Here is a 16672-nt window from a genome sequence, read left to right on the forward strand (position 1 = left end):
GATGAAAGCCATAATACTGAGCTTAATTTTAGTTGTATTTGCGTCACAAGTAATAGCGCAAAAATACATCGTGGCGTCACCTGATGGCAAACTAAAATTACAAGTAAGCGTAGGTGAAAATCCAATGGTCGGCTTTATTAACGGGCAACAAGTTATTAAAAGAATATAAAACTGAATTTTATGAAAGAAGAAACCAACCGTCGTTCGTTTATAAAAAAGGTAGCTATTGGCACTGTAGGCGCCACTACTATCCCGTCCTTTTTATTTGCAGAACCGTCCGTTGCAGGGGATGCGGAAAAAGAGGGGGTTAAGCCATCGGCTCAAAAAAAACGACTTTATAATGCACCCTATACCGGTCAATATTTAAACCGCATAGCGTTTCCTATTGGCGGTATTGGCGCAGGTATGTTTTGTTTAGAGGGTACGGGTGCTATCTCACATATGTCAGTACGTAATAATCCTGAAATATTTAACGAGCCTGCCATGTTTGCGGCTATAAATATAAAGGGCCATACCAACGCAATTAAAGTGCTGGAAGGACAGGTGCCTGCATGGAAAAAATTTGGCCAGCATAATGCGGGTTTAGGTGGTACAGCAGGTGCTACCTGGGGATTGCCAAGGTTTGAAAATGCCGAATTTAAAGCCAATTTCCCATTTGCCAATGTTATTTTGACTGATAAGGATATTCCGCTAAATATAAGTATAATAGGTTGGAGCCCATTTATACCAACAGATGCCGATAATGCCAGCTTGCCCGTTGGCGGGTTAGAATATGTTTTAAAAAACAACAGTAAAAACACTGAAGAAGGTATTTTTTCCTACCACAGTCGTAACTTTATGAGTCAGCCGGATACAAAAAACTCCATAAAGGCAATGCCAAATGGGTTTGTGTTATCGGCAGAGGGTACCGCTAACGATCCGCAAAAGCAGGGAGATTTCGCGATTTACACTAATGAGCCTGCAATTATTAATTACTGCTGGTTCCGTGGCGGTTGGTTTGATGGACTTACCATGGCCTGGAATAGTGTAAAAGCAGGAGAGGTAGTTAGTAATAAACCTGTTGAAAAAGATGCGCCCGGCGCCTCGTTGTACATTCCTTTTAAATTAAAACCCGGGGAGCAGAAAACTATCAGGCTGATGATGGCCTGGTATGTGCCTAATACCAAACTGAAGTTGGGTGAAGTGCAGCCTGTTTTTAAAGAAAAGGCCGATAAGGACCCCTTGCTAAAATACCATAAACCATGGTATAGCAGCAAATTTAAAGATATAGAGGCTGTTACCAGCTACTGGACCAGCAATTATGTTGATCTGTTACAAAAAACGGATCTTTTTACCGACTCATTTTATAAAAGTACCCTGCCACCTGAAGTAATTGAAGCCGTAGCAGCTAATCTGACTATTTTAAAGTCGCCAACTGTATTGCGGCAATATGACGGTCGTTTTTGGGCCTTTGAAGGTAGCGGTGATAGCTGGGGGAGTTGTCATGGTTCGTGTACGCATGTATGGAATTATGCGCAGGCCATATCGCATCTGTTTCCATCGCTGGAAAGAAGCTTACGAGATACAGAATTTCATGAAAGCCAGAACGACGATGGGCATCAGATGTTCAGATCTAATTTGCCTATAACACCTGTAGTACACAATTTCCATGCAGCATCTGACGGGCAGTTAGGCGGCATTATGAAAGTATATCGCGAGTGGCGAATCAGTGGTGATAATGAATGGATGGCCAATATATATCCAAAGGTGCAGGCCAGTCTTGATTATTGTATTAAAACCTGGGACCCGCAAGGCAAAGGAGTAGTCGCAGAGCCACATCACAATACCTATGATATTGAATTTTGGGGACCAACCGGTTTTGCCACCAGTTTTTATCTGGGCGCGTTAAAGTCCCTTGCCACTATGGGCAAATTTTTGAAAAAAGATGTACAACGTTATGAAACTTTATATGCCAGGGGCAAACAATTCATGGAGTCGGAATTATACAACGGCGAATACTTTGTGCAAAAAATTCAATGGGAAGGATTGAAAGCACCTAATCCAACCAAAGTACAATCGTTTCATACAGATTATACGCCGGAAGCTATTGCTGTGCTTGAAAAACAAGGCCCCAAATATCAATACGGCGCGGGATGTCTTTCAGATGGAGTGATGGGAGGCTGGCTATCGCGCATGTGTGGTTTAGGCGATCCAATGGATCCTGAAAAAACCAGGAAGCATTTATTAGCAGTGCATAAGTATAATTTAAAGACGAATTTACGGGAACATGCTAATCCACAGCGCTCAACCTATGCCATTGGTAATGAAGGGGGGCTGTTACTTTGTTCGTGGCCCAAAGGAGGGCTGCTGTCACTGCCATTTGTTTATAGTAATGAAGTGTGGACAGGTATTGAATATCAAGTGGCATCGCACCTGATGCTGATGGGCGAAGTTGAAAAAGGACTTGATATTGTGAGGGCTTGTCGTAACAGGTACGATGGTGAAATACGGAACCCATTTAATGAATATGAATGCGGCCACTGGTATGCCCGGGCCATGTCAAGCTATGGTATGTTGGAAGGTTTAACAGGGGTGCGCTATGATGCTGTCGACAAAACTTTGCATATCAATTCTAAAGTAGGCGATTTTACAAGTTTTCTTTCAACCGCTACTGGTTTTGGTACGGTTTCGCTTAAAGCGGGGCAGCCTTCAATTAAAGTGGCATATGGTAAGATACCGGTTGATAAAGTTGTTGTTTCAGGTATAGTAAAAAAACTGGCATAGCCTTTTAATAATTTAAATGCGATGAAAAAGAGTTTGTTTTTATATGTAATGATGCTGATAACTAATGTGGTGTCGGCGCAAAAAGTTAGTTATGAAATACCCGAAATAGCCGGACCATTTGTGCATATCTTTAATCCAAACGATACCCGCTCTAAAGAAGACACGACATGGTATACCAACGATCATTGCTTTATAAAAGGAGATGATGGCACCTGGCATGCTTATGGTATCATTGGTCATCATCCTATCCAGCCTTGGGGTGGCGAAACTAAGTTTTTTCATATAACTGCAGGCTCGCTAAAACAGCAAAAATGGGAAGATCATGATTACGCACTTACTGTAAAACCTGGTGTAGAACGGGTTTTATGGGCGCCTTATGTTTATAAGGATAAGGGTATTTATTACATGTTTTACAACATAGGCAATATGCAGAAAGACGCACCAAATTATGCTTCGTGGGGTGGGTTATGCATGGCTACAAGTACCGATTTAACTACCTGGAACCGGCATCCCCTGAACCCACTTTTTAGCGATGCAGGCCATGCGCGGGATTCGTATATTATGAAATACAAAAACAAATACTACTATTATTACACCCGTACTTATAACGAGGTTGACCACCGTTCGGTTGTGGCATTAAGAACAGGGCCTGATCTGTTTCATTGGAGCGGGCCTAAAGTTGTACATGTGCAGCCTTATGTAGTAAATTGGGGGGGCGATGCAGAGAGTTCGTTTGTAGTTAATCGAAAAGGTATTTTTTACTTGTTTATTTGCCGTGCTATGACCAAATACAACCAAACAGATGTGTACTGGTCAAAGGACCCGGAAAGTTTTCCACGCGAAAACCTGGTTTGTACACTTCCGGTGCATGCTGCGGAAATAATCAACGATAAAAAAGAGGGATGGTTTATTTCTAACACAGGCTGGGACAAGAAAGGTTTATTCCTGGCGCCGTTGCAATGGAAGGCTAACAATTAATATCATCAATAAAAACCTATAAATTATGAGATCAATAATCAAAAGCATTTTTGTTAGTATACTAATAGTTATTGTACTGCAAAATAATATTAAGGCGCAGGCCACAATACATCATCGTGCTGTATGGACTAAGGAGGAAGCTAAACAATGGGGGACCAATCAACCTTGGTTAGTGGGCTGTAATTTTATCCCCAGCACGGCTATCAATCAATTGGAAATGTGGCAGGCCGATACCTTCGATCCTAAAACAATTGATCGTGAATTGGGGTGGGCATCCGGTTTGGGCATGAATACTGTACGTGTTTACCTGCATGACCTGTTATGGCAGCAGGATGCCGCCGGTTTTAGTAACCGTATTAATACCTTTTTAGTTATTGCAGCCAAACATCACATTAAACCCATATTTGTTTTATTCGATTCGTGCTGGGACCCTTTCCCCAAATTAGGAAAGCAACGGGCGCCAAAGCCGGGTGTACATAATTCGGGTTGGGTTCAAAACCCGGGATATGATGCGCTTCAGGACCCAAAACAATACCCTCGGCTTAAAAAATATGTCACAGGTTTGGTGGGCAGGTTTGCCAATGATAAAAGGATATTAGCATGGGATGTATGGAATGAACCTGATAATACCAATAATTCATCGTATGGTAAGACAGAGTTGAAAGATAAAGCAGCTTACATTTTGCCATTATTGAAACAAGCTTTTGTTTGGGCCCGCTCGGTGAATCCTACTCAACCTTTAACATCGGCAGTTTGGAAGGGCGATTGGTCTGCCCCTGATAAACTGTCGCCAATTGAAACGGTGCAGTTAACCCAATCGGATATTATCTCTTTTCATAATTATGATAATGCAGCTGAATTTGAAAAGAGGGTGAACTGGCTTTTGGCTTATGATAAACCAATGATATGTACCGAATATATGGCCCGTGGTAATAATAGCTTTTTTAAAACTACGTTGCCTGTAGCTAAAAAATATCATGTCGGCGCACTTAACTGGGGCTTGGTTGATGGCAAAACCCAAACTAAGTACGCCTGGGATAGCTGGAGCAAACACTACGATGGCGAACCACCTCTATGGTTCCATGAAATATTTCATAAAGACGGTACCCCTTACAGGGCAGATGAGGTGACCTTTATAAAAGAAATTACTAAAAACTAATTGGTGAAAAAAATAGGCTATCAAATTCAGTTTGTTTTATTAGGCATGCTGATCTCTGTCGTTGTAAATGCACAACAAATTGGAAATCCCGTTTTAAACCACGATTTTCCGGACCCTACGGTAATTAATGTAGAAGGGAAGTATTATGGCTATGCTACAAATTCTGTTGTTAATGGAAAGTACGCCCATATTCAGTTAGCTACGTCTGCCGATCTGACCCACTGGGAGGACAAGGGAGACGCTTTGCCAAATGGCGCTACCTGGGCAGGGCGCGATTTTTGGGCGCCGCATGTAATATACAATCAAAAGCAGCGGCAATATGTGATGTTTTTTTCCGCAAGGTCAAAAACTAAAGATATGGATATGTGTATTGGTGTTGCTTTTGCAACAAAACCCGATGGGCCGTTTATTGATATGGGCACGCCGCTGATAGGCGGCAAGGGTTATGTAAATATAGATCCTTGCGCCATTATTGACCCTAAAAGCGGCAAAAAGTTGTTGTACTGGGGGTCGGACCATGTACCTATAAACGTTCAGGAGCTGAGTGACGACTGGAAAAGTTTTAAACCAGGAACCCTGCCGCAGCCGGTGGTTTATCCTGCAAGGGAAAAAGCCTATAGCACACTGGTAGAAGGCCCATGGGTAGATTACAATAAAGGATATTACTACTTATATTATTCAGGCGATAATTGTTGCGGGCCACATGCTAATTATGCGGTAATGGTAGCAAGGGCAAAAAACCCGTTTGGTCCATTTCAGCGCCTGGGCGAAGCAAATGGAACAGGCAGCAGTGTTATCCTTGAAAAAGATGAAAACTGGCTGGCGCCCGGGCATAACTCCATCTTCAGGGATAATAACGGAGATGTCTACATAGCCTATCATGCTATCTCAGCTCAGCATAAAGGCGTGCGGGTATTATTGATAAGTCCTGTTATTTATAAAAAAGGTTGGCCTGTAGTAATTGTAAAATCATGAAATATTTCCTATTCCTTATCACATTATTTGCAATAACTTCATGTGCCAGGGCGCAAAGTCAAGGCATACGTAATGAAAAGAACTTTGCCATCATACGAGGGCATATAAAAAATGATAACGGTTTTGGAATTTTAAAGACCGGATATTTAGGTAGTTCATTTATTTCTGCCCCTATAGATAAAAGCGGTGATTTTTCTTTAAAAATTAATATTGAAGGCTATGCTAATGATTTTTATTTAAACTTTGACGGCATTATGCTGTTCGTCCAAAAAAATGATACAATAACTATCAATTTGGACATGAAAGAAAACATGATTAGCGTTTCGGCAAATGATCCACAAAGAAATCAGGAATTGAATTCTTTAATTGGGCTTAATAGATTGTATGGTGAAAAGTATGTTAATTTAATAAAACAACTTCATACCAGTATAACAGATAGTATTAAATTTTCCCTGCTAAACAATTTATATAATAAGGAGATACAATTTTTACTGGATAAACCTGTAGGTAAGAATACAGAAAAAATGCTAGCGGATATTTATTTTAAATACTGCAGCAGTATGTTGGACAACGGTTTATTAAACAAATATGATCTTATTGCAAACACAGCTCAAAGCAACCATTTCGCATATTTAGCGCACAAAACGGCTTATCGTACCGAGGACGAAACCCTTTTTAAATGCAGTTCGGTCTACAGAGATTTTGTGTTGAAGTATGTTAGTTTTATAAAACCATTTAACAGTTGGCATGTAGGTGGGGTTAAACCGGACTATGAACATAATGGGGTAAAATTCGCTCCGGCTTGGATGGAATATTATGCCGGATTGAGAGCGTTTAATTCAAAAGAAATGCGCGATTGGTTTCTTGCTAATTCTATTATAAAGAGTTCAAAATTCTATGATTATGATGAGGTTCAGGCGGTATACGCAGACTTTGTAACCAGGGTAGAAACATCTTTTTATGCCGATAGCTTAAAAAGATACGCTGCGCAGTTTAGTAAACTGAGGCCCGGGCGCATTGCGCCTGTTTTTCGGTTGAAAAACGAGAAAGGCGAATGGGTCTCCCTATCCATGTTTAAAGGTAAAGTAGTGTTTATTGATTTTTGGGGTACAGGCTGTGGGCCGTGTATTTATGATATTAAAAATTTTGCCCCTGCTTTGCATGCCCACTATAAAAACAAAGCTGTGGTTTTTATAAATATTTGTTTAGATGCTGAAACACCGGAATGGAAGGAAGCTATAAAAAAATTAAACATGCGCCAGCATAGTATAAACCTGCTCGCAATAGACGCCTCACGGATAAGCATTAGGAGGGTTTATGATGTTGGGCCTATACCACGTTATTATTTGATCGATCATTCAGGTCGGATTGCAAATAATGTCAGTCCGGGGCCTGATCATATTAAAGCATTGTATCCTCAAATAGATAAGCTTTTAGGTAATATAAAATAACATCATTAAGCTATGAAAGCATATATTAAATCAAAAGGTTACCTGCCGATCTTTTTGATGTTATGCAGCTACCCGGTATTTGGGAATAAGGTTTACTACGAACCCAATAGCATGAGCGTTTGGCTGGAAACATCCTTAAATAAAGTCTTCCCACAATCGCCGGCTAAGGTAAAAGATGAACTAACCCTACAGGCTGCAAGAAATAGCCGTATTTCGTTTCAGGTTGCTTTTCATAGCGATATGAAGGACCAAACGCAGATAGCCTGCGAGGTATCGGCCGGCGATATTAAATCGCAGGTGCGTTATGTTGGTTTAGTGCCATTTCAACACTTTAATACGGATGTAAGTAAAGATGAAATTGATGGATTAGGTTATTTACCCGGCATGTTGCCCGATCCTTTGTACCCGCTTTCCAAAGTGGATGCAACGCCTTATGCAAGCCGCTCTTTTTGGGTAACCCTTACTATACCTGAGGCAATTAAGTCAGGTATATATAAGTGTAATGTAAAGCTGCAATGGACAGAAGGGAAAGTAAATAAACAGAAAGATCTTTCCGTGCAGGTAAATGTAAGCAAACTGATTGTGCAGCTACGGCACGATTTTCATGTTACGCATTGGTGGCGTGGAGAAGCGACCGCTATGTATTATAAAACGGATTTGTATAGCGAGCGCTGGTGGCAGCTTACCCGTGCACAAATGAAAGATTTGATTGACCATGGTAATGACGTCGCATTTATACAAAACCTGTTTGAATTGAGAGCAGTTTTTAAACAACCTTGTCAAATGCTGATCATTAACGAACCTGCCCTTGGCAAATACACATTCGATTGGGCCAATATTAAGCGTTTTGTAGATATGTGCCGCGAACTGGGTTATACAAAGTTTGAATGGGGGCATTTATGGTTGTATTGGGGTGTACAGGATGCTATGCATGTTTATACCAAAAAGGGAGACACTTACCAATTGCTGTGGGACGAGCATTTAACGGCTACCTCACCGGTGTATATTAACTTTTTGAAACAGTATTTGCCCGAATTGCACCGCTTTTTAAAACAGGAACGCATGCTGAATGATTCATATTTCCATCTTTCGGACGAGCCGTGGTCTGAACATATCGAGAATTATAAAGTAGCCAGAAACATATTACACCAGCTTGCACCATGGATGAAAGTAATGGATGCCCTAAGCGATATCAGGTACGGACGCGAAAAACTGACTGATATCCCCATTCCTGTAATTAGTTCAGCCGGCGATTACCTAAAGGAAAACATCCCGCATTGGGTTTATTATTGCACTGCCCCGCGCGATCAGTGGCTCAATCGTTTTTACGATACGCCGTTGACTAAGATAAGAATGTCAGGGCTCCTGTTTTATCACCTCAAAGCCCAGGGATTTTTGCATTGGGGGTATAATTTCTGGTATAAGCTGGACACCGAAAAAACAATTGATCCTTTTACAGAAGGGGCAGCTACAGCTTATCCAGGAATTGCACAGGGCGACCCATTTGTAGTTTATCCGGGGCCAGACGGGCCATACGATTCCATTAGATGGGAAGTGTTTGCAGAGGCTTTGCAGGATTATGCCATTTTGCAATCTGCAGGTATTAAACCAGACAATAAATTATTAAATGATATTAAAAGTTATAAAGATTTTCCTAAACGGGAACAATGGATCGATCTGACAATGTCAGAGATTCTGAGGCAAGCTAAGTGATATCCCTTGCTGGTTTCTAAAAAGAAGACAAGAGATATGTTTGAATTTGTCGGGTTTTGCCCCGCCATCTGTCTCAATCGGCCCTTGCAGTATGTGATTGCACGCTCTAATTTTGAATCATGAAAAAGTTAATCTTATTCCTGCATGTATCTCTGGATGGTTTTACAGCAAGGCCAGACGGCCAAATGGATTGGGTCAAAATTAATGATGACCTATTTGACCTGGCCCAACAACGTACAGAAGTGTCGGACACAGCACTTTATGGTCGTGGAACATTTGAACTTATGGACGCCTACTGGCCTACGGCTGGGGACAGCCCTAATGCCTCCAAACATGACCTGGAGCATTCGGCATGGTATAATAAAGTGAAGAAAATAGTTGTTTCAACCAGTTTGCCCAATCGCGAGGACATAACGGTATTACGAGAAAATGTTGCCCGGCAGCTGAGGGAAATAAAACAAGGTGAAGGCAAAAATATTGTAATGTTTGGCAGCCCGACATTGGCTGCATACCTGATTGCCGAAGGTTTAGTTGATGATTACTGGTTGTTTCAAAACCCGGTTGTACTTGGCCGGGGAATTCCGTTCTGGCCACAGACTGAGCAGAGCAGCGAGTTGAAGCTGATAAGCAGTACCGCTTTTGCTAATGGTGTAGTATGCCAGCATTATCAGAAAGTTTAACACAACCAGTATTGTTTTCCGAAGGATTACGATATTGATAAAGCTATTATGCAAACTACTTTTTATAACAATTTCTATAATTAACCGGCGATAAGCCCATTAACTTTTTAAACATGCGTGAAAAATAGTAAGGGTCGGCAAAACCTACTTTAAAGCCAATTTCTTTTATAGTAAGATTGGTAAAGTACAAATATTGACAAGACTCCTGAATTTTTAACTGGTTAAAGTAGTGCATTGGCGGTACACCAGTTTTCTTTTTAAACAGATCGGAATAATGCGATACGGAATATTTTAAGCTGGAAGCCAACTCATTTATAGAAAAACACTTATTAAGGTTTTTCTTCATGAAATTTATTGAATGGTTGATCTGGTCTGTTGAATAATAAGCAGGGTACATCTCTTCATGATAAATAAAAGAGGACAGGAACTGGAGCAGTTTTATATTCGTCAATTCCATATTTCGCGAATTATAACTGTTTTCCAGGATAGCATAGATAAGATTAAATAATTCTATCCGCTGCTGATCATAAGGGATGGATTTAACTACCGGTTGCTGGTCAATAAAATACCTGGAGCACAATGCCTCCGAATGCTCTCCTGTAAAATGGATCCAAAAAATACTCCACGGATCTGTATCAGAGGTCATGTAATGGTGGGATACCCCCTTGGGGATAATAAAATAGGTATTAGGGATTAACTCGTGTCTTGCCTTGCCCAATTTAATATACCCTTTTCCATCTATGCAATACAGCAGGATATACTGCTGACTGCCGTTTTTTCGTTCGCGGTTGTGATTAATAGCTCGCGGATAGTATCCAATTGCTGTAAGATATAGACCTTTGATCAGCGTGTTTTTGGCAACCTCTTTTATAACATCAGGTGGCAGAACGATCATCTGTTGCCCCAGGAATCCCTCCTTTATCTTCTTTTTCTCCGCTGTAAGATTATCCATTAAATTGGCCTTTTTTAATTAGTTGACTAAACAAATATATGTTACTAAACAGAAAAATTGTCTTCTTGATTCGTTGTTGGCAGCCAGTTTTACTATTTTTTTCATTATTTGAAAACTAGAAGTTCAATTGTTAAAAAACGGGAAATATCCATCAAAAACCAAATTACATCCATTGATGCTGCGTGTGGCTTTAAGTAAGATTGTAAACAATTATATATGAATTGCTGATCTTTAGAGAAGTAAAGCGATCATGCAACAGTAAAGTGCCCGGTGTCAATAAAGAAGTATACTAAACCAACCAATTATATAAAATGAAACAACTTATACCAGAGAAATTTAATAATACCTATATCGTAGCTATTTCATTTATTTCAGCGTTGGGCGGATACCTTTTTGGTTTCGACTTCGCGGTGATTTCAGGTGCGCTGCCATTTTTACGGACGGCATTTCATTTAACCGCCTGGTGGGAAGGCTTCCTGACCGGCTCGCTGGCGCTGGGGTGCATAGTTGGCTGCCTGATTGCAGGGGAACTGGCCGACCGGTATGGAAGGAAGCCAGGTCTGATGCTGGCGGCTTTAATATTCGCCGTATCTTCCTTAGGGATGGCGATTTCCCATGGGTTAACCATTTTTGTATTAATGCGTTTTGCCGCCGGTATAGGGGTAGGGATGGCCTCAATGCTTAGCCCAATGTATATAGCTGAAATTTCACCTGCCAAAGTGCGTGGCCGCAATGTTGCCATTAACCAGTTAACCATTGTTATCGGGATATTGGTTACCAACCTGGTAAATTATATCCTGGCCGATAAAGGCGACGAGGCCTGGCGGTGGATGTTCGGTATGGGGATAGTGCCCGCCGGCTTATTTTTTCTGGGCGTGCTCTGGCTTCCTGAAAGCCCGCGCTGGCTGCTAAAAGCCGGTAAGGAAATGCAGGCCAGGAAAGTGTTAAATAAAATAGGGAGCACTAATTTTGTAGAAAACACATTCAACGAGATACGGGTGTCTCTTCAGGGCTTAAGTAAACAATCCTATAAAGCGGTTTTTGCAAAAAGTGTCCGTCCTGCGGTTGTTGTGGGGGTTACCCTGGCTGTGTTTCAGCAGCTATGCGGTATTAATGTGGTATTCAATTACACCTCTACCATATTCAAATCGGTCGGTGCAAACCTCGACCGGCAATTATTTGAAACCGTATCAATTGGCTTTGTAAACCTTCTTTTTACCATTGTGGCCATGTGGCAGGTAGATAAGTTGGGGCGCAGGCCGTTAATGCTTATCGGTTCGCTGGGGTTATCTATACTGTATATTATCCTGGCCCTGTTATTACAACGCCAGGCAGCAGCAGGGTTAGTCTCAATATTTGTGCTGCTGGCAATTGCAGTTTACGCCACTTCCCTGGCCCCGGTTACCTGGGTGTTGATCTCGGAAATTTTTCCTAATAAAATACGCGGTGTTGCCTCGTCGGTTGCAATCGTATCCCTTTGGGGGGCTTATTTTATCCTGGTATTTACATTTCCAATCCTCGCTAAGCAACTGGGTACTTATGGCCCTTTTTATCTGTATGCCGGTATTTGCCTGCTGGGTTTTTTCTTTATAAAACGCAAGGTATATGAAACAAAAGGCAAAACACTGGAACAGCTTGAACAGAATTTAATCCAACATTAATTTATAGCAGAATAACCAATTTACTTTATGAGCGAACTCTTTGTGAAGATTTGGCAGGAAAACGTAATTATCCCGACTTATGAAACTGGCAAACCCGATAAAAACCCGATGTTTTTTGAAAAGCGTGTTTACCAGGGGAGCAGCGGGGTAGTATATCCAAATCCTGTTATTGAAAAAATTTACGACGAGAAGAAGGATGTAACCTATACGGGGCTTTTCTTAGAAAATAAATACCTTAAAATAATGATCTTGCCGCAGTTGGGCGGAAGGGTACAAATGGCCTACGATAAAATTAAACAACGCCATTTTATTTATTACAACCAGGTAATTAAACCGGCTTTGGTTGGGTTGTGTGGCCCCTGGATCTCGGGTGGGATTGAATTTAACTGGCCCCAGCATCATCGTCCCAGCACGTTTGAACCGACAGATTATACATTAGAGGAAAATGCAGATGGAAGTAAAACTATCTGGATAAACGAGGTTGAACGCATGTTCCACACAAAAGGGACGGTAGGTTTTACAATATACCCGGATAAAGCTTATTTAGAGATCAAAGCTAAACTATATAACCGCACCAGTTTGCCCCAAACCTTTTTGTGGTGGGCCAATCCCGCGGTAAAGGTGAATGAGTATTATCAATCTGTTTTTCCGCCGGATGTTAACGCTGTGTTTGACCATGGCAAGCGCGATGTCTCTACATTTCCTATCGCCACCGGAACTTATTATAAAGTAGATTATTCGCCCGGGACGGATATTTCATGGTATAAAAATATTCCTGTGCCAACATCTTATATGGCTATCCGTTCTGATTATGATTTTGTAGGCGGTTATGAAAATGATACCCAGGCAGGTGTTTTACATGTGGCCAATCATCATGTATCGCCAGGTAAAAAACAATGGACATGGGGGCATGGCGATTTTGGTAAAGCCTGGGACCGTAATTTAACCGATGAAGACGGCCCTTATATTGAATTAATGACCGGGGTATTTACAGATAACCAGCCAGATTTTAGCTGGTTAATGCCTTATGAGGAAAAATCATTTACGCAATATTTTATGCCCTACCGGGAATTGGGCGTCGTTAAAAATGCAACCAAAGACATTTTGGTATATGCAGATACAGCAGAAAATAAAGTGCGCTTAAAGGTTTTCGCAACTTCTGTTCAGCAGGCAAACCAGGTAAAAGTTTATATGAGTGATGAACTCATCTTTACCGAGATGTTCGATGTTGATCCGGAGAATATCTATCACAAGGAAATTACAACAACGAAACCGTTGAATGACGAAAACCTGTTGTTGATTGTTGAAAGTAAAGCCGGCAAGGAACTTATTCGCTATCAACCATCCAAAAACCGGAAAAATGAAATCCCCGCACCGGCAAAGGCTGCTTTAAGTCCAGAAGAGGTTGAAAATAATGAACAATTATTCCTTACAGGCCTGCATTTAGAGCAATATAGACACGCCACCTATAAGCCGACGGATTATTATGAAGAGGCATTAAGGAGAGACCCAAAAGATATAAGAAACAACAACGCGCTGGGGAAATGGTACCTGCGCCGCGGCCAGTTTGCAAAAAGCGAAGTCTATTTTCAGCAAGCGGTAGAAACACTTACAACACGCAATCCCAACCCCTATGAAGGAGAGCCTTATTATAATTTAGGCCTATGTTTGAAATTACAAGGGAAAGATGGTGCCTACGAGGCCTTTTATAAATCTACCTGGAACAGTGCGTGGCAAAGCAGTGGATATTTTTCAATTGCGCAACTGGATGTTTCAAAAGGGGATTTTGAGCTTGCGCTGGATCATATTAACTTATCTATTCAACGTAATACGGGAAATAGTAAAGCCGGGGTTTTAAAAGCGGCCATTTTACGCAACCTTGATCGTTTGCCTGAAGCTTTATCTGTTTGTGAGGAAGCTTTAAAGTACGACCTTTTTAACCTGTCGGCTTATTTTGAGCGAAGCGCGATTTATAAGCTGCTTGGCAAGCCCGACGAATCAAAAGAAGCTATAAATAAGCTATTGAATTTATCGCGCAGGGATGTACACAACTTAATTGAATATGCCCTTGATTATGCTGCCGCGGGGTTATATAGCGAGGCAATCTCATTACTCAGCTTTGTTTTAAATGAGGATGGTAGGAATACTTATCCCATGGTGTTTTATTATTTAAGCTGGTTTCATCAGCAGTCGGGTAATGAGGAAGCCGCGTTAAACTTCTTACAAAAAGCCGCTTCGGCCAATCCTGATCATTGTTTCCCTAATCGTATCGAAGATATCAACGTTTTAAAATCTGCGCTAACACTAAATACCGGGGATGCTAAGGCGCCGTATTATCTGGGCAATTTATGGTATGACAAACGGCAGTATGATGATGCAATTGAAATGTGGGAGCTTTCTGTTAACCGGGATAATTCTTTCCCCACTGCTTTTAGAAATTTAGGAATTGCCTATTTTAATAAACGGAATAACCCATCAAAAGCGCTTGATTGCCTGGAGAAAGCATTTGCACTGGATAAAACAGATGCCCGGGTTTTTATGGAGCTTCATCAGCTTTATAAGCGTTTGAACACCTTGCCGGAAACAAGGCTTAAGTTTTTAGAAGAGCATTTAGCACTTACTGAATTTAGGGATGATGTTTACCTTGAACGTATGGCATTATATAATTTCCTTGGGCAATATGAAAAAGCCTATCAATTACTCATGTCCCGCCAATTTCATCCGTGGGAAGGGGGCGAGGGGAAGGTTTCCGAGCAATACCTATACAGTTTAGTTGAAATGGCTAAACAGGATATTCGTAATAAAAATTACCAGGAAGCAATTGATAAATTACAGAAAGCCAGGGAATATCCCCACAATCTTGGAGAAGGAAAGTTATTTGGCGCCCAGGAAAATGATATATTTTATTGGCTTGGGGTAGCCTGTGAAGGTTTAAACGAAACCGAAACTGCCAGGCAATACTTTGAACAGGCCACCAGGGGCTTGGCTGAACCATCTGCGGCTATGTTTTATAACGACCAGCAGCCGGATAAAATATTTTATCAGGGTTTGGCCTGGGGAAAGCTTAACCAAAAGGAAAACGCCACAATGATCTTTCAGAAGCTAATAGACTATGGTAATACTCATTTAGATGACCAGGTTAAGATCGATTATTTTGCCGTATCCCTTCCGGATATGTTGATCTTTGAAACTGATCTAACCGCAAGAAACCATATCCACTGCCACTATATGATGGGCCTTGGTTATTTGGGACTTGAAGACAGGGGCCGGGCCACAGCCGAATTTGAACAGGTTTTAAAACAAGATGCGATGCACTTTGGCGCCAAAACACATGTGCCAGCATAAAAGCGTTTTATGTATTAAACGCAAAATAACTTACTCATTAGCAGAACATAAAAGGCTGAGGGATTGTTGTGTCTCATAATTTAAAGTGGTAACCATAAACTTAACATATGAAAAGCAGGGCCAGTATAAAAGGGCATCCAATTCATCCAATCCTTGTAACTTTTCCCATTGCGTTTTTTACAGGTACGCTGGTATTTGATGTATTAAGCATTTTAAAAGATAATGCCAGTTACCGACAAACCGCTGATTATTTAGAATTGGCCGGACTGATTGCTGCAATAATAGCCGCCGTTCCCGGAGTAATCGATTATTTTTTTACCGTACCACCAGCCAGTTCTGCAAAGAAAAGGGCCACACAACATGGGCTGGCCAACGTGCTATTGCTATTGATATTTGCGGCCGCCTATCTGCTCAGGGTTAAGGCATCCTTTTCGGTTGTCATCGGGTTAGAATCTGCCGGGTTTATTTTAATGGGTATCTCAGGGTGGCTGGGTGGCACCCTGGTGTACCGGAACCAGATTGGGGTTGACCCCAGGTATGCCGGTGCCGGTAAATGGAATGAAGCCTATCTGAAGGACCAGGATAAGCTGATAGAGGCAGCCGTATCGGGAGAGTTGCAAAACGACCAGATGAAACTATTGCATATTGATGGTAAGCGCATTGTATTAGCTAAAACAGCTGAAGGCTATGTTGCTTTTGATGACCGCTGTACGCATAAAGGAGGTTCGCTGGCAGGGGGGATGATGGTTTGCGGTACGGTACAATGTCCCTGGCATGGGTCGCAGTTTGCTAGCCAAACCGGGGACGTAAAAGCGGGCCCGGCAACCAAAAATATCCACACCTATGAAACATTGGTGAAAGATGGAAAGATATACCTTTCATTGTCTACGGTTTAAAACATTTCTTTTAGAGGCCGCAAACCAATGCCATTTTATAAACTGCGATTTAATTATTAAGAGATATACTCTTGATAATGATTAAAAGTAGAATTATAT

The 16672-nt window shown here is 41.4% G+C and carries 12 protein-coding genes; 11 read left to right on the forward strand and 1 reads right to left on the reverse strand.

Translation table 11 applies throughout. From position 1 onward, the window contains the following. The first annotated feature begins 1 nt into the window (after window position 1). The 8 genes from IRJ18_RS05255 (at window position 2) to IRJ18_RS05290 (ending at window position 9719) form a co-directional block, all read left to right on the forward strand. Window positions 2-169, forward strand: a complete 168-nt coding sequence (locus tag IRJ18_RS05255) for a hypothetical protein (protein ID WP_194105147.1) — start codon at window positions 2-4, stop codon at window positions 167-169. Between the two features lie 11 nt (window positions 170-180). Then, window positions 181-2763 (forward strand): GH116 family glycosyl hydrolase, encoded by a 2583-nt coding sequence (locus tag IRJ18_RS05260; protein WP_194105148.1) that lies wholly within the window; start codon window positions 181-183, stop codon window positions 2761-2763. A gap of 21 nt (window positions 2764-2784) precedes the next feature. After that, on the forward strand, window positions 2785-3741 hold the full coding sequence (locus tag IRJ18_RS05265; RefSeq protein WP_194105149.1) for a glycoside hydrolase family protein: 957 nt from the start codon (window positions 2785-2787) through the stop codon (window positions 3739-3741). 25 nt (window positions 3742-3766) lie between these two features. Further along, on the forward strand, window positions 3767-4900 hold the full coding sequence (locus IRJ18_RS05270; RefSeq protein WP_194105150.1) for a cellulase family glycosylhydrolase: 1134 nt from the start codon (window positions 3767-3769) through the stop codon (window positions 4898-4900). A 3-nt stretch (window positions 4901-4903) separates the two neighbouring features. After that, entirely contained in the window at window positions 4904-5875 is a 972-nt protein-coding gene (locus IRJ18_RS05275; RefSeq protein ID WP_194105151.1) for a glycoside hydrolase family 43 protein, read from the forward strand. After that, window positions 5872-7326 (forward strand): TlpA family protein disulfide reductase, encoded by a 1455-nt coding sequence (locus IRJ18_RS05280; protein ID WP_194105152.1) that lies wholly within the window; start codon window positions 5872-5874, stop codon window positions 7324-7326. Before IRJ18_RS05275 ends, IRJ18_RS05280 begins: the two co-directional genes overlap by 4 nt. 12 nt (window positions 7327-7338) lie before the next feature. Next, window positions 7339-9039, forward strand: a complete 1701-nt coding sequence (locus IRJ18_RS05285) for a DUF4091 domain-containing protein (RefSeq protein ID WP_194105153.1) — start codon at window positions 7339-7341, stop codon at window positions 9037-9039. A 119-nt stretch (window positions 9040-9158) separates the two neighbouring features. Next, window positions 9159-9719 carry a dihydrofolate reductase family protein gene (locus tag IRJ18_RS05290; RefSeq protein ID WP_194105154.1) on the forward strand — a complete coding sequence of 187 codons (561 nt, stop codon included), beginning with the start codon at window positions 9159-9161 and terminating at the stop codon, window positions 9717-9719. A 55-nt stretch (window positions 9720-9774) separates the two neighbouring features. Here the strand turns inward: IRJ18_RS05290 and IRJ18_RS05295 are convergent, their stop codons facing one another. After that, window positions 9775-10671: an AraC family transcriptional regulator gene (locus IRJ18_RS05295; RefSeq protein ID WP_194105155.1), complete on the reverse strand. Its 897-nt coding sequence runs from the start codon at window positions 10669-10671 to the stop codon at window positions 9775-9777. Between the two features lie 311 nt (window positions 10672-10982). Here IRJ18_RS05295 and IRJ18_RS05300 point away from each other — a divergent pair, with 311 nt between their 5' ends. The 3 genes from IRJ18_RS05300 to IRJ18_RS05310 all read left to right on the forward strand — a co-directional run bounded on the left by IRJ18_RS05300 (window position 10983) and on the right by IRJ18_RS05310 (window position 16573). Next, on the forward strand, window positions 10983-12332 hold the full coding sequence (locus IRJ18_RS05300; RefSeq protein WP_194105156.1) for a sugar porter family MFS transporter: 1350 nt from the start codon (window positions 10983-10985) through the stop codon (window positions 12330-12332). A gap of 27 nt (window positions 12333-12359) precedes the next feature. Continuing rightward, window positions 12360-15677, forward strand: coding sequence for a DUF5107 domain-containing protein (locus IRJ18_RS05305; RefSeq protein ID WP_194105157.1), 3318 nt, complete (start codon window positions 12360-12362; stop codon window positions 15675-15677). Window positions 15678-15784: 107 nt separating this feature from the next. Further along, on the forward strand, window positions 15785-16573 hold the full coding sequence (locus tag IRJ18_RS05310; protein WP_194105158.1) for a DUF2231 domain-containing protein: 789 nt from the start codon (window positions 15785-15787) through the stop codon (window positions 16571-16573). Window positions 16574-16672: the final 99 nt, after the last annotated feature.

The sequence above is a fragment of the Mucilaginibacter boryungensis genome (genome assembly GCF_015221995.1).
Taxonomy (GTDB): Bacteria; Bacteroidota; Bacteroidia; order Sphingobacteriales; family Sphingobacteriaceae; genus Mucilaginibacter; species Mucilaginibacter boryungensis.

Bases quoted from the DNA above. Each gene is read 5' to 3' on its own strand.
- IRJ18_RS05255 (WP_194105147.1), top strand. From the start codon at position 2: ATGAAAGCCATAATACTGAGCTTAATTTTAGTTGTATTTGCGTCACAA.
- IRJ18_RS05260 (WP_194105148.1), top strand. From the start codon at position 181: ATGAAAGAAGAAACCAACCGTCGTTCGTTTATAAAAAAGGTAGCTATT.
- IRJ18_RS05265 (WP_194105149.1), top strand. From the start codon at position 2,785: ATGAAAAAGAGTTTGTTTTTATATGTAATGATGCTGATAACTAATGTG.
- IRJ18_RS05270 (WP_194105150.1), top strand. From the start codon at position 3,767: ATGAGATCAATAATCAAAAGCATTTTTGTTAGTATACTAATAGTTATT.
- IRJ18_RS05280 (WP_194105152.1), top strand. From the start codon at position 5,872: ATGAAATATTTCCTATTCCTTATCACATTATTTGCAATAACTTCATGT.
- IRJ18_RS05285 (WP_194105153.1), top strand. From the start codon at position 7,339: ATGAAAGCATATATTAAATCAAAAGGTTACCTGCCGATCTTTTTGATG.
- IRJ18_RS05290 (WP_194105154.1), top strand. From the start codon at position 9,159: ATGAAAAAGTTAATCTTATTCCTGCATGTATCTCTGGATGGTTTTACA.
- IRJ18_RS05295 (WP_194105155.1), bottom strand. From the start codon at position 10,671: ATGGATAATCTTACAGCGGAGAAAAAGAAGATAAAGGAGGGATTCCTG.
- IRJ18_RS05300 (WP_194105156.1), top strand. From the start codon at position 10,983: ATGAAACAACTTATACCAGAGAAATTTAATAATACCTATATCGTAGCT.
- IRJ18_RS05305 (WP_194105157.1), top strand. From the start codon at position 12,360: ATGAGCGAACTCTTTGTGAAGATTTGGCAGGAAAACGTAATTATCCCG.
- IRJ18_RS05310 (WP_194105158.1), top strand. From the start codon at position 15,785: ATGAAAAGCAGGGCCAGTATAAAAGGGCATCCAATTCATCCAATCCTT.